The 18383-nt window shown below is 66.8% G+C and carries 16 protein-coding genes, 1 other RNA gene and 1 pseudogene; 8 read left to right on the top strand and 10 right to left on the bottom strand.

The genetic code is table 11. The features are described from left to right. The 8 genes from ACESLR_RS09490 to ACESLR_RS09455 all read right to left on the bottom strand — a co-directional run. On the bottom strand, positions 1-332 hold a 332-nt coding region (locus ACESLR_RS09490), incomplete at its 3' end, for a winged helix-turn-helix domain-containing protein (protein WP_373025617.1). A 183-nt stretch (positions 333-515) separates the two neighbouring features. After that, the gene (gene acs / locus ACESLR_RS09485) at positions 516-2474 is read right to left on the bottom strand and encodes an acetate--CoA ligase (protein WP_373025619.1); all 1959 of its coding nucleotides are present in this window, start codon (positions 2472-2474) and stop codon (positions 516-518) included. A 102-nt stretch (positions 2475-2576) separates the two neighbouring features. Then, complete coding sequence (locus ACESLR_RS09480; RefSeq protein ID WP_373025637.1) at positions 2577-3188, bottom strand: exonuclease domain-containing protein; 612 nt, start codon at positions 3186-3188, stop codon at positions 2577-2579. A 163-nt stretch (positions 3189-3351) separates the two neighbouring features. Further along, entirely contained in the window at positions 3352-5202 is a 1851-nt protein-coding gene (locus ACESLR_RS09475) for a putative nucleotidyltransferase substrate binding domain-containing protein (RefSeq protein WP_373025620.1), read from the bottom strand. Positions 5203-5412: 210 nt separating this feature from the next. Next, positions 5413-7182 (bottom strand): sodium:solute symporter family protein, encoded by a 1770-nt coding sequence (locus ACESLR_RS09470; protein ID WP_373025621.1) that lies wholly within the window; start codon positions 7180-7182, stop codon positions 5413-5415. A 7-nt stretch (positions 7183-7189) separates the two neighbouring features. Continuing rightward, positions 7190-7453 (bottom strand): DUF4212 domain-containing protein, encoded by a 264-nt coding sequence (locus ACESLR_RS09465; RefSeq protein ID WP_017940517.1) that lies wholly within the window; start codon positions 7451-7453, stop codon positions 7190-7192. A gap of 56 nt (positions 7454-7509) precedes the next feature. Continuing rightward, positions 7510-9387 carry a DUF294 nucleotidyltransferase-like domain-containing protein gene (locus ACESLR_RS09460; RefSeq protein WP_373025623.1) on the bottom strand — a complete coding sequence of 626 codons (1878 nt, stop codon included), beginning with the start codon at positions 9385-9387 and terminating at the stop codon, positions 7510-7512. A 237-nt stretch (positions 9388-9624) separates the two neighbouring features. Beyond that, positions 9625-9789, bottom strand: a complete 165-nt coding sequence (locus ACESLR_RS09455) for a DUF1328 domain-containing protein (protein ID WP_373025625.1) — start codon at positions 9787-9789, stop codon at positions 9625-9627. Positions 9790-10084: 295 nt separating this feature from the next. On the opposite strand from ACESLR_RS09455, the gene ACESLR_RS09450 reads away from it, so the two are divergent. Both ACESLR_RS09450 and ACESLR_RS09445 read left to right on the top strand, forming a co-directional pair. Next, positions 10085-10384 (top strand): hypothetical protein, encoded by a 300-nt coding sequence (locus ACESLR_RS09450; protein ID WP_373025638.1) that lies wholly within the window; start codon positions 10085-10087, stop codon positions 10382-10384. Between the two features lie 334 nt (positions 10385-10718). Continuing rightward, a pseudogene (locus tag ACESLR_RS09445) lies at positions 10719-11298 on the top strand (porin family protein). A gap of 94 nt (positions 11299-11392) precedes the next feature. Here ACESLR_RS09445 and gorA read toward each other — a convergent pair. Continuing rightward, positions 11393-12787 (bottom strand): glutathione-disulfide reductase, encoded by a 1395-nt coding sequence (gorA, locus tag ACESLR_RS09440; protein WP_373025627.1) that lies wholly within the window; start codon positions 12785-12787, stop codon positions 11393-11395. A gap of 177 nt (positions 12788-12964) precedes the next feature. Further along, positions 12965-13714, bottom strand: a complete 750-nt coding sequence (locus ACESLR_RS09435; protein ID WP_373025628.1) for a glutathione peroxidase — start codon at positions 13712-13714, stop codon at positions 12965-12967. 283 nt (positions 13715-13997) lie between these two features. On the opposite strand from ACESLR_RS09435, the gene ffs reads away from it, so the two are divergent. From ffs to ACESLR_RS09405, 6 genes are all read left to right on the top strand, one after another. Next, positions 13998-14094, top strand: an RNA gene (ffs, locus tag ACESLR_RS09430) — signal recognition particle sRNA small type. 84 nt (positions 14095-14178) lie between these two features. Next, positions 14179-15972, top strand: coding sequence for a DNA polymerase III subunit gamma/tau (gene dnaX / locus ACESLR_RS09425; RefSeq protein ID WP_373025629.1), 1794 nt, complete (start codon positions 14179-14181; stop codon positions 15970-15972). A gap of 91 nt (positions 15973-16063) precedes the next feature. Continuing rightward, positions 16064-16390 (top strand): YbaB/EbfC family nucleoid-associated protein, encoded by a 327-nt coding sequence (locus ACESLR_RS09420; RefSeq protein ID WP_018866552.1) that lies wholly within the window; start codon positions 16064-16066, stop codon positions 16388-16390. A gap of 22 nt (positions 16391-16412) precedes the next feature. Beyond that, positions 16413-17003, top strand: a complete 591-nt coding sequence (gene recR / locus ACESLR_RS09415) for a recombination mediator RecR (RefSeq protein WP_373025632.1) — start codon at positions 16413-16415, stop codon at positions 17001-17003. Positions 17004-17040: 37 nt separating this feature from the next. After that, on the top strand, positions 17041-17385 hold the full coding sequence (locus ACESLR_RS09410; protein WP_373025634.1) for a histidine triad nucleotide-binding protein: 345 nt from the start codon (positions 17041-17043) through the stop codon (positions 17383-17385). A 33-nt stretch (positions 17386-17418) separates the two neighbouring features. Then, positions 17419-18216 carry a hypothetical protein gene (locus ACESLR_RS09405; protein ID WP_373025636.1) on the top strand — a complete coding sequence of 266 codons (798 nt, stop codon included), beginning with the start codon at positions 17419-17421 and terminating at the stop codon, positions 18214-18216. Positions 18217-18383 lie beyond the last annotated feature (167 nt).

Here is an 18383-nt window from a genome sequence, read left to right as displayed (position 1 = left end):
AGGGCCTCGCAGGCCTTGCGTTCCATGTCGCGGTAGCGTGCCAGCACCGTCTCGCCGAATGCGGTGAGGTGTGCGCCGCCGCCACCGGAGCCACCCTTGGCGGTGGCCACCACGGGTTCGCGGAAGCTCTGGTTCATGGTCTCGACCAGGTCCCAGGCCCGGCGGTAGGACATGCCGACGCCGCGTGCGGCGGCGGAGATCGAGCCCTTGTCACGGATCGCCTCCAGCACCATGGCCTTGCCCGGCCCCATGGCGGTGACCTCGCCCAGCAGCACGCGCAGGCGCGGGGCCTGGGGCAGGTCCTTGTGGTGGTTGGAGTGGTGGGTGCTCATGCGTGGGGCGGCCTGGGGTTTATCGGTGATGGTGCCGGGAAGGGTTGGCGATCGCGAATGATAACCCCCGAATTGTACAAGCCCAGCCTCTGGGCGATGGGGGCTGGGCAGGCCCGATCGCCCAGAGGCTGGGCTCCTACAGTGGGGACGGGGAAGGCCGGGACGTGGGCCCCGGCCGGGGGTTCAGGCCTTGCCCTGGAGCTGCGGGATCACGGCCTCGTTCTCCAGCGTGGAGGTGTCGGATGTGATCTCCTCGCCCTTGGCGATGGAGCGCAGCAGGCGGCGCATGATCTTGCCGGAGCGGGTCTTGGGCAGCCCGTCGGCGAAGCGGATGTCGTCCGGCTTGGCGATCGCGCCGATCTGGTCGGCAACCCAGTTACGCAGTTCCTTGACCATCTCCTCGGCCTCCTGGCCGGTCAGGCGGTCGCCCTGCAGGATCACGAACGCGACGATGGCCTCGCCCTTGACGTCGTGCGGGCGGCCGACCACGGCGGCCTCGGCGACCTCCTTGTGCGCTACCAGGGCGGACTCGACCTCCATGGTGCCCAGGCGGTGGCCGGAGACGTTCAACACGTCGTCGATGCGGCCCATGATCCAGAAGTTGCCTTCGGAGTCGCGGCGCGCGGAGTCGCCGGCCAGGTAGTACTTGCCGCCGAACTTCGGCCAGTAGGTGTCCTTGTAGCGCTGGTCATCGCCCCAGATGGTGCGCAGCATGTGCGGCCACGGTTTCTTGATCACCAGGTAGCCGCCCTGGTCGGCACCCAGGCTCTTGCCGTCCTCGTCCACCACGTCCGCGGCGACGCCGGGCAGGGCCTGGGTGCAGGAGCCGGGGACCAGCGTGGTCGCGCCCGGGATCGGGGCGATCATGTTGGCGCCCGTCTCGGTCTGCCACCAGGTGTCGACGATCGGGCAGCGATCCTGGCCGACCGTGGTGTAGTACCACATCCAGGCCTCGGGGTTGATCGGTTCGCCGACCGTGCCCAGCAGGCGCAGCCGGGAGAGGTCGTACTGCTTGGGCAGGTCCGGGCCGGCTTTCATCAGCGCGCGGATGGCGGTGGGTGCGGTGTAGAACACGGTCACACCGTGTTCCTGGCACATCTTCCACCAGCGGCCGGCGTCCGGCACGGTCGGGGTGCCTTCGTAGACCACCTGGGTGGCGCCCACGGCCAGCGGGCCATAGGCGACATAGGTGTGGCCGGTGATCCAGCCGACATCCGCGGTGCACCAGTAGACGTCGTCGCCCTGCAGGTCGAAGACCCACTCGTTGGTGACCATCGCGCCCAGCAGGTAGCCGGCACTGGAGTGCTGGATGCCCTTGGGCTTGCCGGTGGAGCCGGAGGTGTAGAGCAGGAACAGCGGGTGTTCGGATTCCACCCACTCGGGCTCGCAATCGACGGATTCGCCGTCCACGGCGTCGTCCCACCAGATATCGCGTCCGTCGCGCATGGACACGTCGTTGCCGGCCCGCTTGCAGACGACCACCTTCTCGATGTCGCCCGGGTTGGAATCGAGCGCCTTGTCGACGTTGGCCTTGAGCCCCACGACCTTGCCGCCGCGCTCGCCGCCGTCGGCGGTGATCACGACCTTGGCGCCGGAGTCCACGATGCGGTCGCGCAGGGCATCCGCGGAGAAGCCGCCGAACACCACCGAGTGGATCGCGCCGATGCGGGCGCAGGCCTGCATGGCGATCACGGCCTCGGCGTTCATCGGCATGTAGATGATGACGCGGTCGCCCTTCTCCACGCCCATGCCCTTGAGGGCGTTGGCCAGTTTGCCGACCTCGTTGTAGAGATCGCGGTAGGTGAGGTGGCGGGTGTCGCCGTTTTCCGCCTCGAAGACGATCGCGGTCTTGTCGCCGTGGACTTCCAGGTGGCGGTCGATGCAGTTGTAGGAGACGTTCATGCGCCCGTCGGCGAACCACTGGTAACGCGGTGCGTTCGACGCGTCGAGGCCCTGGGTGAACTCGGTCTGCCAGTCGATCTTCTCGCGCGCGAGATCGCACCAGAAGCCCTCGTAGTCGGCCTCGGCCTTCTGATGCAGGGCCTCGAGATCGGCCGGCTTCAGGCGGGCCTTGGCGGTGAACTCCGCCGGCGGCGCAAAGTGGCGTGTCTCGGTGAGGGTGGACTCGATGTTGTCACTCATCAGGGCCTCCAGATCGATTTTGGGCAAGGGGTTCGGGAATGGCCTGCGGCCAGCCCCTTTTGTGGATGCGAGGATAGCATGCGAACCGCCTGTGGGCCGCGTTCACCAGAGCCATGCCGGGCGGAACAGCACCCGCCCCAGCGGCAGTTTTCCGTCCGGCGATTGCCGACTGAGCAGGGCGGCGAACAGCTCGCCCGCGGCGATGGCGTCGAACAGGGCGTCGTGCGCACGGTACGCCGGCAGGTTGTAGCGCGCGCGCAGGGTGTGCAGGCGCAGCCCGTGGGCCGGAATCGGCTGGCCGGCGCGGCGCAGGGCGGTCTCTGCCAGGCGCAGGGTGTCCACGATCGCCAGCGGTGGTCGCACGCCGTAAAGCCGCTGGCAGGCCTGCTCGAGAAAGCCAATCTCCAGGGCCGCGTGGTGCGCGACCATCACGCGGCCGGCGAGCGCCTGGAACAGCGCGTCCAAGGCCTCCTCCAGAGGTACGCCGTCGGCCGCGCGCCGGTCGGTGATGCGGTGGATCACGGCGCTGGCTTCGGGCACTGAACCCTCGGCGCGCACCAGGCGCTGGTCGGCGGTGGCGAGGTCGATCCGGGGGCCGTCCATGGCCACCCAGCCAATGCTGAGGATGCGGTCGTGTTCCGGGACCAGGCCGGTGGTCTCCAGATCCACCGCGAGGAAGTGGCTGGTGGTTACCGGCTGCCCCGCGGGCGGCAGGGGCGTATTCAGGCACGCGCGCAGGGCGCCCGCCGGGGCGTGGCGGGCCGCGCGGCGGCGGGCGCGGCAGAAGCGCCAGTGTCCGGGGGGGCGGCGCCAGTCGGCGTTGTGCAGCGGGCAGACCATCAGCGGGTTGTGAGCGGGCCGTGCGGGCGTGGATGGGTCATCCGTGGATCCGTTCGGCGTCCGCCAGGGCCGTCTTGCGCGCGTCGCTGACCAGGCGGAAGGCGGTCTTCAGGTGGCTGCGCTCGAGCGTGGACAGCCCGGCCGGGTCCAGGGCGTTGTCCGGGGCCTGGCCCCTGCGGATCTGGTTCGACTGATGGCGGACGCGCAGCTCGGCGATGTAGAACCAGGCATCGACCAGGTTGTCGGCGGTCGCCTCGTGGATGACGCCGGCCTGCGTCGCGGCGCGCAGCCGCTCCACCGTGTTGCGCGCCGCGCTGCCGGCGTGCAGGGCGAAGACCCGCGCCATCGCGACGATCGGCAGCAGGCCACGCGTTTTCAGATCCAGGGTGGCGGCGTGCTCGCCGCTGTCCTCGAGTACGAACTGGCGGAAAAACCCGAGCGGTGGGGGCAGGTCGCGTACCTGGTCGGCCAGGGCCGTCAGCAGCGCCTCGTGGCGGGCGCCGGTCTCCAGTGCACGCTGGTGCACGGGCTCGAACAGGCTAGCATCGCCGTGGATTACGCGCATGTCCAGGTAGTGGGTGGCCAGCATGGCGTCGCGCGTGGCGGGATGGTGCAGCACGCGTTCCATCTCGTGGGCCCAGTCGGCCGCCGGGAGGCGCCAGTCCGGGTGGGTGGGGTCGACATCGCCGGGGCAGGCGCGAATGCCGCAGGCGTCGAGGCCGGCCGTCACCCTGCCCGCAAGGGCCTCGAACCAGCCATCGGCGCCCTCCGGGGCGTCGTCGGCGATGATGAGCGCGGCGTCCTGGTCGGTGAACACGGTCTGTTCGTGGCGGCCCTGACTGCCACTGGCCATCCAGGCATAGGCACAGGGTGCCGAGCCCTGGTCCCGCTCGCACAGTTCGATGAGGCGCTGGGTAAGGGTATCGATCACGGTGGTGACGGTCTGCGTGATCTGCAGGGCGTCCGCGCCGGAGTCCAGCAGCTGGGTCTGCAGCCGGGGCAAGGCCTGCATGACGCCCTTGAGACCCTCGAGATCGTTGGCCTGGCGCAGGTCGCGCACAAGGTAGATGGCGCTGGTCCCCTGGTGGCGGATCAGGTCGGTGCTGGAAAGGATGCCGGCCAGGGTCCCGTCGGCCTCGTGGACGACCGGGAGGTGGTGGATATCGTGGCGTGCCATGCAGAGCAAGGCCTCGAAGGCGGGGGTCCCGCCGTGGACGGTGGTCAGCGGGTGGGCCATCGAGTGGGCCACGGGCGTTTCGGGATCGACCCCATTGGCAATCGCGTGGCGCAGGTCGGTGTCGGTAAGAATCCCGCACGGCTCGCCCCTTCGGTCCGGGGTTTGCAGCAGCAGTGCGGAGATGTCGGCCCGATCCATCACGCGTGCGGCTTCGCGCAGGCTGACGGTACTGACGGCCAATACCGGATCGGGCGTCATCAGGGCGCGTACAGGCGTGGTCAGCAGGCGGCTGTCGCCCCCGTGGCCGTGCGTGGCGCCGCCGGTGGCGAGCGGTCGCTGGGTATCGGCCGCGAGGACATGGGCGATGGCCCCGTCGAGCGCCGTCAGCTCCCGGACGCGTTCTGGAGGAAGGTGGTAGACCAGGGCGTCCTCGGTGACCGGGCCCAGCGGGTGCGAAGGGGCGTCAGGGACATGGACGAGGTCGCCTTCGCCGAGGCGATCGCGCAGGTTGTCCCGATCGTCGCGAAGTTCAACGGTGCCGGTGCGCACGATCCAGAGGCCCGGTTCGTTCTCCGGCGGGAAGGTGCTCCCCTCGCGCAGGTAGCGCAGGGTGAGTCGGCGCACGAAGGCATCCCGGCTGGCCGCCGGCAGGGGAGCCAGATCGGGACAGCGGTCGAGAAACTCGCGGATCTCTTCGAGTTCGCCGTTCATGCGCCGGTCCGTGTGGGTCTGTGGAGCAACCGGCAATCGACCGCGGTGGGGGCGATTGCCGCTTGGCCCGCAGGCACTGTGCCAGACAAAAGGGGCCGACCCGGTGCATCCGAGCCGACCCCGTCCTTGCTGCTATCGAATAACCATCCAGTCATGGTGGCAGGGGCCCCGCCATGCCGATGCGGCCGGTCATGGCGGGGCCGTCCATCATCAGCCTTCGGTACGCGGTACGCGCACGCTTTCCACCAGATCCTGGATGTCCTTCGGCGGCTCCCTGGTCAGCTTCATCACGATGTAGGCAGCGATGAAGTTGAAGACCGCACCGATGGCGCCGAAGCCGGTCGGGTTCACGCCCAGCAGCCAGCCGTCCGGGTTGTCCGGGAGCATGGCGGTGCCGGAGAAGAACAACCAGCCCTTGTACGTAAAGATGTACAGCAGGGTGGTACCCAGACCCACCAGCATGCCGGCAATGGCGCCTTCCTTGTTCATCTTCTTCATGAAGATGCCCATCATCAGGGTCGGGAACAGCGAGGCCGCCGCGAGGCCGAAGGCCAGTGCCACCACCTCGGCTGCGAAGCCGGGTGGATTCAGCCCCAGATACCCCGCGAACAGGATGGCGACCGCCATGGCGATTCGTCCGGCCAGTAGCTCATTCTTCTCGCTGATCCTTGGCGTGAACACGCCTTTCAGCAAGTCGTGCGAGATGGCCGAGGATATTGCCAGCAGTAGCCCCGCCGCGGTCGAAAGTGCGGCGGCGATACCGCCTGCTGCGACCAGTGCGATCACCCAGCCCGGAAGCCCGGCGATCTCGGGGTTGGCGAGCACCATGATGTCGCGGTCGAGGGTCACGATCTCGGAGCCTTCCCAGCCGTAATCCTCTTCCGCCGTCTCGGCGAACTCTTCGTCGCTGTCGTTGTAGTACTGGATGACGCCGTCGCCGTTCTTGTCCTCGAACTCCAGCAGGCCGGTCTGTTCCCAGCGCTCCATCCACGCAGGTCGGTCCGCATGGGCCAGGTGACCTTCCTCGGTGCCGATCTCGCCGGGGTGGACCGTGTTGACCAGGTTCCAGATGGCCATCGCACCGACTGCCGGGGCGGTGGTGTACAGGATGCCGATGAACACCAGCGCCCAGCCGGCGGATTTGCGGGCATCCCGCACGCGCGGGACGGTGAAGAAGCGGATGATCACGTGCGGCAGACCCGCGGTACCGATCATCAGCGCGAGGGTCAGCAGGAACATGTTCATCAGGCTCATGCCGCCCACTTCGGTATAGGCGTGGAAGCCCAGATCGACCATGGTCTGGTCCAGGGCCTCGAGCAGGAAGGTATCCGTTCCCTGCAGGGTCGAACCCAGGCCGAGCTGCGGCAGCGGGTTGCCGGTCAGGTTGATGGCGATGAAGATCGCCGGCACCGTGTAGGCAAAGATCATGATCACGTACTGCGCGATCTGGGTGTAGGTGATGCCCTTCATCCCGCCGAGCACGGCGTAGATGAACACCACCGCCATGCCGGCAATCAGGCCGGTGGCCAGCGGAACCTCCAGGATGTTGGAGAAGGCGATCCCGACCCCGCGCATCTGTCCGATCACATAGGTCACGGACATCACGATCAGGGAGATCACGGCGATGATACGCGCGGCCTTCGAGTAGTAACGGTCTCCGATGAACTCCGGCACCGTGAACTTCCCGAACTTGCGCAGGTAGGGGGCCAGCAGCAGCGCCATCAGCACATAGCCGCCAGTCCAGCCCATCAGGTAGGCGCCCCCGGTGAAGCCGAGGAAGGCGATCAGGCCGGCCATGGAGATGAACGACGCTGCCGACATCCAGTCCGCGGCGGTGGCCATGCCGTTGGCGATTGGGTTGATGCCGCGCCCGGCGACATAGAACTCGCTGGTCGAACCGGCGCGCGCCCAGATGGCGATGCCGATGTACAGGGCGAAGGTCGCCCCGACCACGAGCAGGCTTAGAGTCTGTTGATCCATGACAGGCTTACTCCTCGTGGACGTTGAACTTGCGATCCAGAACGTTCATGCGCCAGGCATAAACGAAGATCAGGATGATGAAGGTGTAGATCGACCCCTGTTGCGCGAACCAGAAGCCCAGCGGATAGCCCCCCAGCTGGATCGCGTTCAGGGGTTGGGCGACGAGAATGCCCAGCACGAACGACACCAGGAACCAGATGGCCAGGCAGATGCCCAGCAGGCGCAGGTGCGCCCGCCAGTACGCCTGCCGGCTCAGGTCTTCTTGTGACATGACGATGCTCCTCTCGTAAGGTTTTGTTGTTTGCCGCGACTCGTCTATGCGATTCGTCACAGCTGGTACTGCACCTCAAGCTGCCCCTGCAGCTTGCGGGCCTGCCGGAAACTCTCCTTGAGCACCCGTCCCTCCAGGGTGCCCAGCTCTTCCGGCCGGATTCGGTTGTCGTCGTCGCGCCCCTCGCGCAGCGCCTTTTGCTGGGCCCGCAGGCGCAGCATCTGCAGGTACCGAAGGGCGGCGTGGTAGTCCCGGGCATCGGCTTCGCGCATCACGTCCGCGGCAACGGCCTGGTCCAGGCGGTCGTGGGTGCGCGTCGCCGGCAGCTCGGCGGCCAGCGCGATGATCCGCGCGCCGTCCACGAAGGGTGTCAGGCCCTGTTTCTTGATATCGATCCCCTCGGCGCCGCTCTTGATCTCGCCGAACAGTCCGAGTGGCGGGCGGAACATCTGCTGATTGGCGGCCATCTGGCGGCGGAAGCGGCTGTTGAACGCGGTCTGCTGCAGCAGGCGGGTGCGCAGGGCCTCCAGCGGACCGGCGTCGCCGTCCACCGCGCGCAGGTCGAAGAAGATGGTGCTCTTGAGCAGGTGCTCGGGCGTGCCTTGTTCGACCCAGCGGGTGAAGCGCCGGTCCCATTCCGGACCGCTCAGGCAGCACTCCGGGTTGCCAGCCATGATGTTGCCCGGGCACAGCATGAAGCCGCATTCGGCCAGTGCCTGGTTCACGGCCTTCGCGTAGGGCAGCAGGCGTTCGCGTATCGCATCCGCGTCTCCGGCGCCGGCGTCAAACAGAATGCCGTTGTCCTGGTCGGTGACCAGAGCCTGTTCCTCGCGTGCCTGGGAGCCGAACGCCAGCCAGGTAAAGTCGATGCCCTCGATGGCCTCGTGCTGTGGCCGCAACAGGGCCAGCACGCGGCGGGTGGCGTGTTCGTTGAGCCGGGTAATCAGGCGCAGGACCTGGTCCGCCTCCGCGCCCTGACCGACGACCGCCTCGATCAGGCGCGGCACCTGGCGCAGACGTTCGGCAGTCGCCGCCACCGAGTCCGCGCGGCGAATCTCGCGCACCAGGCCGTCCAGGGTCAGCGGCTGGCTGGTGAGGAGATCGCGTTCACCGAGTACACCGACCAGGCGGCCATCGCGTACCACGCACAGATGGGTCATGCCGTGCTCGGTCATGGCCTCGATCCCTTCGAAGCCCAGCGCGCTTTCGGCCAGCGCGACCGGGTCCGGGGTCATCACGGGCTCGACCGGGGTATCGAGGTCCACATCGGCGAGGGCCACGCGCGCGAGCAGGTCATGCAGCGTGAAGATGCCAACCGGGTGGTGGTTGCCGTCAACGACGACGATGGAACCGACGCGCTCATCGCGCATGGTGCCGAGGACATCGCGCAGGCGTGTGTCGGGCGAACAGGTGACCGGCTCGCGGGCAATCCGCAGGGCCAGTGGCGTGTTCAACTGGCCGGCCGATCCGCCGTCGCGGGCGGACAGCGTGTCCAGGCCCTGCTGCAGGCGGTCCAGCAGGTTCGCCAGGCGCCGGGTGCAGAAGTCGTTGAACACACGCGAGCGGGTCCGCAGCCGGTCGAAGTCCTCCAGGGTCAGTTCCAGGCAGACGGTGTCCTCGGCGGCGCGATGCACGGTGTGGACGGCGCGCCGTCCAAGCAGGGCGCCGATCGGGAAGCACTCGCCCGGGATGAGCTCCCAGGCCTTGCCGGAGAGCTGCTCGTCCTCGCTGGGCGTCTCGCCGCGGATGCGACCCTGGCGAATGATATGGAAACGCTGGGCCGGCCCGGCGTCGGGGTCGGTGATGCGCGCGCCACGCGCGTAGAAGCGACTCTCCAGACGCGGCAGCAGGAACTCCAGCGCATCCGTCTCGAGCTGGTCGAACGGGGCGTGGGCGCCGAGGAACTCCCGGGTGCTGTCGAGTGCGTCGGACATGGTGGCGGCGGCATCCCCAGGGTGACGGAAATCACATTACTCCGGATTCCCCTGCAAGTGGCGCGCCAAACACGCAATCCCCGCGAAACAACCGGTTGGGGCTGCACGGCACTCGGGCGCGTTACGTTGCGTAACGCGGATGTTTCGTCCCGTTACACCCGACACGCGGGTGGCGGATCGGCACACTGACACTCGGCGGGGTGTCCCCCGGACCGGGTCGGGGCCGTGCGGGATCCGTTACAGGGGGGGGCGACGGCCCGTCACGAAGAACACCACGGCCAGGATCAGGCCCACCACAAACAGGATCCAGGCGATTTGCGTGGCGGCCCCGGCAACACCGCTCAGGCCGAGTGCTCCGGCGACGATCGCGATGACCAGAAATAACAATGCCCATCCCAGCATGGGTTCTCTCCTTGCAAATGTACTTAACCACGAAGTGTAGGCCAGATTTCGTGTTCCAGGTCTATGCTTTGAGTGTGCTTGACGCACACGTTCTCAGTTCTGGAATGCAATTCGAGACCGGTCCGCCTCGGAAGGGACAAACTGAGTGTGTCGCCCGACGCCCTTTGAATCGCTTCAAGATTACGTCCGGCTGGTGGAAAGGGTGGCTGTTCAATTGGCATGCCCGGTGGGCGCTTCAATGCGTTTTGGCGAAGCGAGTGCCGAGTGTCCGAGAGAGTTCATGGAGAAACATGAGATGAATGGCGCAATACGAAAACCACACAAGCCCCGCGAGGGTGCGATCGGTTTCGCGGGATTCCCACTGTGCCGGACGGCCCTGTTGCTGGTGGCTGCAGGGCTGCTGGCGGCGTGCTCCGACCCGGGCCCGGCGCAGGAGGCCGGCGAGGCGGTCGACGAGACCGTTGAAGAGATGGACGATGACCTGCGTGGCTGGATCGAGGATCTGCGCGAGGATGATGTCCAAGACGGCGAATCCGGTCCCGGGGGCCATGACGACGCGTTCCCCGAGGAGGAGACGGCGCGCGACATGGATTGATCAGGTGCGCCGTGCGGCTGGGGCGGTTCGGCAAGGCATTCGGTTAGTCGGATGCCGCGATCAGGAAACAAAAGGCTGGTGGGTGGGTTGCCATGAGCGGATGGTGGCTCGTCCATCAGCCTTTTTCGGTTCCGCGAGTGTGCGCGGTCTCACGAATCGGGTTCCGGTGCGGTGTGCACATGTTTGAAAATGCATCACGCATTTTTTCGTTTCTGATCCCTGGTGCTTCGGTGGAACCGCCGGCGTCTTCATGATTGTCACGGAATTTTACATTTCGATCACGATCAGGAAGGAGACGCGAAAAAGGAAAAAGTGCTTGTTGACCACGGTTGTGATGGCCGTCGCAGGGAGCCTGACGCCCCAGGTTGTGATGGCTGATACGGCCGATCGGGGCGCGGGCCTGTACATGGAGCTGGGTACCGGTTTCAGTTCGCTGAAGCACAACCGCGACGAGGTCGCCGACTTCATTGAATCCGGGGGCTCGGATTACCGTATGGACGAGGACGACAACGTCTGGCGCGGGTTCGTCGGGTATCACTTCAACCCCTGCGTGGGGGTCGAGGGGTTCTAGTTGGATCTCGGGTGAGCTGAAGCTGCGTGGTGACGCGTCCGGTGCGCATACCGACATCAGGTCCAGTGCCTGTGGCGCGAGTGTGCTCGGCAAGCTACCGCTCGGGCAGCATTTCGAGTTCTTCGCGAAGGCGGGTCTCGCCAGGTGGGACGCAGATGTTCGGGGCAACCTGGGCGATGAAAGCATCACCCTGCGCGACAACGATGGCGTGGATCCGGGCTACGGACTCGGTGCGCAGGTGAATCTGGACAGTTTCCTGATTCGCGCCGAGTACGAACGCTATGACTTCGACAGCGACTACACGGTCGATGCGTTCACTGCCTCGGTTGGCTGGCGATTCTAGAAAATGCGGGCACAGACGGCCCACGAGATAACGTCTTGACGCCGCCCGGTTGGTTGCCGGGGCGGCGTTTTACGTGGGGAGGGCGGCGTGACCCTCAGGCGGCCTTGGCCAAGCCATCCTGACGGCCCGGGCGGCCTTCCTTCAGGGTAACCAGCTCCTCGGCGCTGGTCGGGTGCAGCGGGATAGTCAGGTCCAGGTCGCGCTTGGTCGCGCCCATACGCACGGCCACGGCGAAGCCCTGCAGCATCTCGTCGACACCGGCGCCGATCATGTGGATGCCGACGACTTTCTCGTCGTCCCCGGCGCAGACCAGCTTCATCGCCACCGGCGGCACCTCGCCCTCGGCGAATGCACGGTTCAAGCCGCCGAACTGCGTCTCGTAGACGCGCACCGTGTCTCCGTGTTTCTCCATCGCCTGGGGTTCGGTCAGGCCCACCATGCCCGCGGTCGGGTGCGTAAACGTGACCGTGGGGACCTGGTCGTAGTCCACCGGCACGGGATTTGTCTCCGGGGCATACCAGTGCGCGGCCAGGCGGCGACCGGCGGCGATGGCCACGGGGGTCAGCGGGCCCTTGCCGATGATGTCCCCCAGGGCATAGATGCCCTCGACACGGGTCGCCTGCCATTGGTCGACCGGGATCGTGCCGCCACGGGCGATTTCGACGCCGACCTCTTCCAGGCCCATGTCGCTGGTGGCCGGCTTGCGGCCGACGGCCCACAGCACCTTTTCATAGGGCCCCAGCTCCTTGCCGCCCTCCAGCTGGACGGTCACCGCGCCGGGCTCGCCGCCCAGGCCCGCGACCTTCACGCCCAGGTGGCGAGCGATGCCCTGATACTCCATATGCTGATCCAGGGCCTTCGAGATCATCGGGTCGAACATCTCCAGTACGCGGTCCTCCATCGCGACGACGTCGGTTTTCACGCCCATGGCGCGCAGCATGCCGGCCATCTCCAGGCCAATGTAGCCGGCGCCGATCACGGCGATCGATTCCGGCAGTTCGGTCCACTCGAAGAAGTCGTCGGAGGTCGCGCCCAGCTCGGCGCCTTCCAGCGGCGGTACAATCGGGGCACCGCCCATCGCCAGCACGATGCGCTCGGCGGTGTACTCGGTGCCGCGTTCGCTCACGACCTTGTTCTTGTCGGCCAGGCGGGCGCGTTCCGGGATGTGGGTTACGCCCAGCTTCTCCAGGTACGCGGACCAGAACTGGTTGAGGTCCTTCAGCATTGCCTGGCGCTTGTGTGCCAGGTCGGCGTAGCGGATGCCCTTGACCTCGACGTCCACGCCGAACTCGCCGGCCTCGCGGGCGTGCGACAGATGCTCGGCCGCGTACCAGGTGAGCTTCTTGGGTACGCAGCCCTCGTTCACGCAGGTGCCGCCCAGCGGCTTGGGGTCGAACACGGCAACGCGGGCGCCGTGCGGCGCGGCGCGTTCCGCCACGGCCAGGCCGCCGCTGCCGCCGCCAATCACGATGATGTCGTAGTGTTCCATGTCGATTCCTCGAAGGGTTCGGTGAAAGTGTTGCATAACGCCCGCACGGGGTGCGGCCGCAGGGGTCTGCCATTCGTGTCCGGACGTCCGGGACGGGTGGGGTCCGGACACGAATGGCCACCCGTCCGGGTGGCCACCGGGGACGGGTCACGAGGACCCGTCCCGGCGGGCAGGGGCCTAAGCCGCCTTCTTCTCGCGGGAGATCCACTCCTGCAGGTCTTCCGATCCGCCGATGCGGTGGCCGCCGACGAAGACCTGCGGGACCGTCATCGCGCCGGTGGCGGCGCGCAGGCTGCGCAGGCTGGCGTCGCGGCCCAGGACGATCTCCTCGTAGTCGAGGCCGGCGTTCTCCAGCATCTCCTTGGCGCTGGCGCAGTATGGGCAGCCCGGCTTGGTGAAGACGACCACGTCTTCGGGGCAGGCCGCGTCCGGGGCGACGTGAGCGAGCATGGTGTCGGCGTCGGAGACGACGAAGGGGTCGCCCGGCTCGTCCGGCTCGATGAACTGCTTCTCGATCACGCCGTCGCGCACCAGCATGGAGTAGCGCCAGGAGCGCCAGCCGAAGCCGAGATCGCTCTTGTCGACCAGCATGCCCATCTGTTCGGTGAACTCGCCGTTACCGTCGGCGATGAAGGTCACGCGGTCGGCCTGCTGGTCGGCCTGCCAGGCCTCCATCACGAAACCGTCATTGACCGAGATGCAGACGATCTCGTCGATACCGTGCTGCTTGAGTACCGGCGCCAGTTCGTTGTAGCGCGGCACGTGGGCGGACGAGCAGGTCGGCGTGAACGCGCCCGGCAGGGCGAACACGACCACGTTGCGACCCTTGAACAGGTCTTCCGAGCGCACGTCGTTCCAGTCGTTGTCCTTGCGGCAGCGGAAGGTGACTTCCGGGACACGCTGGCCTTCGCGATTTTCAAGTTCCATGTGTTGTACTCCTGGGTTGAATGTTGAGCGTCAGAGAGAGGATTAAGTTGTCCGGCCGGGTCGATGTCCGGCTACGGGAGTCAAGATAAGGCCTGGCGGGTGATTGATCCAGTGTTTGTTTTCTATTTTATCGTTAGCTTCAGGCTATCAGTAATCCGGCCCCGGTGGTTGAACCGCTTGTGACTTTTTAGTGTCCCCCAAGGTTGACGCGTTCGCCGGAAATGCGGAAGCTTGCCGCCCCGATTCGGAAACGCCGAATCGCGGACCGCGTTATGGTGGTCCGTATCAGTCCCCTCGCGACGACAGGCTGTGAACCCCGCCAGGCCCGGAAGGGAGCAACGGTAGCAGCTGCGTCGGGCGCCGGGGTGTGGCGGGTGCGGGCCACCACCCTTTTCCCTGCGACCCGGGCTCTGCGGTGATGGCCCGCACCCGGGCACGCAAATGACTCGATTGACGGGGGAGGCATGAGTCACCAGGTTCTGGCCCGCAAGTGGCGCCCCTCGCGCTTCGAGGACCTGGTCGGGCAGCCGCATGTTGTGCGCGCCCTGGCCAACGCCCTGAGCGGGGATCGCCTGCATCATGCCTATCTGTTTGCCGGCACCCGCGGGGTCGGCAAGACCACGATTGCTCGCATCCTCGCGCGCTGCCTGAACTGCGAAACCGGCGTGACCGCCACGCCTTGCGGCGAGTGCCACTCGTGTGTCGAGATCGCCGAGGGTCGCCATCTGGACCTGATCGAGGTGGACGCGGCCTCGCGCACACGGGTGGATGACACCCGCGAGCTACTGGACAACGTCTCCTACGCCCCGTCCACCGGTCGCTTCAAGGTGTACCTGATCGACGAGGTGCACATGCTCTCCGAGAAGAGCTTCAACGCGTTGTTGAAGACGCTGGAGGAACCGCCGGAGCACGTGAAGTTCCTGCTGGCGACCACGGACCCGCAGAAGCTGCCGGTCACGGTGCTGTCGCGCTGTCTGCAGTTCAACCTGAAGCCGATGCCGCCGGCGATGATCGCCGAGCACCTCACGCGCATCCTGTCCGCCGAAGGGGTCGAGGCGGAGCCGGGTGCGCTGCTGCGCCTCGGCGAGGCCGCCGAAGGGTCGATGCGCGATGCGCTGAGCCTGACCGATCAGGCGATCGCCTATGGCGGGGATCGCCTGAGCGAGTCCGATGCCTGTGACATGCTCGGGCTCTTGCCGCGTACGCGTCTGGCCGGGCTTCTGGATGCGGTGTTTGCCGGTGATGGTCCCGGCATGCTGGCGGGCCTGGCAGAGCTCGAGGCGCTGGGCCCCGACTGGTCCCGACTGCTGGACGAGCTGGCCGCGCTGGTGCACCAGGTCGCGGTACAGCAGGTGGCCGGGTCCGCGCCCGGCGGCGGCGAGGAGGCCCGGGCCTGGGCGCGCGAAGCCGCCAAACGGGTCGACCCGGAGACGATTCAGCTGACCTATCAGATCCTGATCCACGGGGTGCGGGATCTGCCCTATGCGCCGGATGCGCGTATGGGGGTGGAGATGACCCTGTTGCGCCTGCTGGCCTTTTGTCCGGAGCCGGCCCCGGGCGCCGGGTCGACGAGTGACGACACCGTGCGACGTCCGTCCGCGCCGCGACCGTCGAGCGGTGCAGCCGGGGGCGCATCCGCCGTATCCACTGCGGTGGCCCCGGAGCCAACCCCGCAAGCGGCCGATCGGTCTGCGGAGGCGCCGTCACGTCCCCGGGACGCGGTGAACGAACCGCCACCCGCACCGCAAGCCCCCGCACCCGATCCACAGGCCGCAGCATCCGCGCATCCCGAGTCGTCGCCACAACCGGCCAAGGGCAGCGGCAGGTCAGGGCCGGCCGCGCCGGCCGTGGGGGTGGACGGGCTGTTCGACTGGCACCGCTTCGCCGAGGGTCTGCCCATGGGGACGGTGCGCGAACTCGCCCTGCATGCCGAGCTGCGCAAGCATGATGCCGAACGCGTGGTGATCGCGGTGGCCCCGGGCACGCTGTGCACCGACCGGGCCAAGACCCGGCTGAAGGATGCCCTGGAGGAGGCACTGGGCCACCCCCTGCGACTGGAGATCGTTAATCAGTCGGAACCGTCAGAAGCGACGCCCGCGGCACGGCTTGCGGCGGCCTCCGCGGAACGCCAGGCTAGCGCCGAGACGACCATGCGCGAGGACCCGGTGGTGCAGGCGCTGGGCCAGGAGTTCGGCGCCGATCTGGGGGCCGTGCGGGTTCGTGAAGGGCACGAGGACAATCCCGGACGTGCGGGGTAATCAGCGTGTCCCTGGCGGGCAACGCATCGTTGGCGCCACGCCGATTCAATGAACCAAAACCCGCCGTGATGCGGGGCAGGAGATCGAAACGATGATGAAAGGTGGCATGGGCGGCCTGATGAAGCAGGCCCAGAAGATGCAGGAAGACATGCAGAAGGTGCAAGCGGAACTGGCCGAAATGGAGATCGAGGGCCAGGCCGGTGGCGGGCTGGTCAGCGTCGTCCTGACCGGCAAGTATGCGGCCCGCCGGGTCAAGATCGACCCCAGCCTGTTCGAGGACGACCGCGACATGATCGAGGATCTGGTGGCGGCCGCCATCAATGATGCGGTGCAGAAGGTCGAGTCCACGACACAGGAGCGCATGGGCAGCCTGACCGAAGGCATGGGTCTGCCGGCCGGCATGAAGCTCCCGTTCTGAGTCGGCGGACCGGGCCTCCCTGATGGAAGCGGAACTGGACGAGCTGGTCCAGGCATTGCGCTGCCTCCCCGGCGTCGGGGCGAAGTCGGCGCGGCGCATGGCGCTGCATCTGCTGGAACGTGACCGCGACGGTGCCCGCCGCCTTGCGCGGGCGATGGACAATGCGGTGGCTCGCATCGGCCACTGCTCGGTGTGCCGGACGCTGACCGCGGCCGAGACCTGTAGCCGCTGTGCCGACCCCGAACGCGATTCGCGCGTGGTCTGCGTCGTTGAGAGCCCCGGCGATGTGCTCGCCATCGAGTCGGCGACCGAATTCGGCGGGCGCTTCCATGTGCTCCTCGGGCGTTTGTCGCCGCTGGACGGGATTGGTCCCGAGGAGCTAGGTCTGGACCGGCTGGAGGCGCGTTTGCAGGCGGAGGGGGTGGAAGAACTGATCCTGGCCACGAATACGTCGGTCGAGGGCGAGGTCACCGCCCATTATCTGGCGGAGATGGCGGCACGCCACGGTGTCCGCACGACCCGGATTGCCCAGGGAATCCCCAGCGGCGGCGAACTGGAGTACATCGACGCCGGCACCCTGGCGCATGCCCTGTCGGGTCGGCGAGAATATTGATGCGTGGTAATATTTGGATAAACGCAGGAGTGGCGGCATGACCGATTGCGTGTTCTGCAAGATCGTGGCGGGCGAGATCCCGGCCAAGGTGGTTTTCGAGGACGATGCCATAGTGGCCTTCGAGGACCTGAACCCGCAGGCACCCGAGCACGTGCTGGTGATCCCGAAAAAGCACATCGCCACGCTGAACGAACTGGGTGAGGCCGATGCCCCGGTGATCGGCCAGATGACCCGGGTAGCCGCGCAGATCGCGCGCGATCGCGGATTTGCGGAAAACGGTTATCGAACCGTGATGAATTGCAACGAACACGGTGGGCAGACGGTCTACCATATACATATGCATGTCCTTGGCGGGCGTGCGCTGAGCTGGCCCCCCGGCTAGAGCCGATAACGAAGAAAAAAACGGATCCTTGGCGTGACGCGACACGGACTGAACCGGGCACACACGAACCCGCTGCAGGTGCAAAGCCTGCGGCGGGTTCTTGCGCGCGCGCCGCGCGGTCCCCTGCTTGCGCTTGCGCTGCTGACGGGCTCGCTCGTGGCCGGACCGGTCAGCGCGGACGATCGTTATTCGCTGTTGGCAGCGCCGCAGGCCGACGGCCTCGCGGGCGCGGCATCGGCGGTTTCGGGGTTGCGTGGCGAGGCGGAAGCCGATCGCGAGGACGCCGCGCGCTACCGGCTTTCGGTGCGCAGCACTGGTGATGCCTCGGTCCTGGACGATGGCGCCAATGCCTTGGCCAGACCGCGCCTGTTCGAGGCCGTTGGCGGCTATCACCAGGACCTGGGAAGCGGCTTCGGATATGGCCTGAACCTGGGTTTCGGCATGGAATCCCGTCCGGAGTGGAACGATCTGGGACCCGCCAGTGAGTCCACCGCGTATTTCACCGATTTAAGTTTTGGGCCGACCTTCGCTTCCGGCCGCTTCGACAGCCAGCTGCGGGTGGGATTGCGTCAGCCCCTGTCCAGCGACGATCGCAGGCCGGGCTTCGGCTACGGCGATCGCAGCCGCGACACCAGCCGCACCGCCGGCTATCTGAGCCTGGATGGGCGGCTGCGTCTGCAGAACCAGTCCGAGCTGTCCCTGAGCCTGTACTACGACGATTATTCGTTGAATTCGGCCGATGACTGGCTGGCCGACCGTCTTGAATTCGAAGGCGCGAGCCGTGATCCGGCCTCTTCGGTCGTCGGCGTCGAGATGGGCCTGACCTTCTGATCCCGGCCCCCGCCACGACACTTGCCACAGGTTCTACCGCGACACTCACTGCACGCTATCCACGGTGCGGCCCTTCTTCGTGCCTTCGTGTGCTCCCATGAAACAGTTTTTAAGTCATTGTTTTATTGTTTTTAATTGGGCTCTTCTCAAGCGGATTTGGTTGTCAG

Source organism: Thioalkalivibrio sp., assembly GCF_041685615.1.
Taxonomy (GTDB): Bacteria; Pseudomonadota; Gammaproteobacteria; order Ectothiorhodospirales; family Ectothiorhodospiraceae; genus Thioalkalivibrio.
Note: the sequence above shows the minus strand (reverse complement) of the source record. Positions and strands in the feature narration are given on the sequence as shown.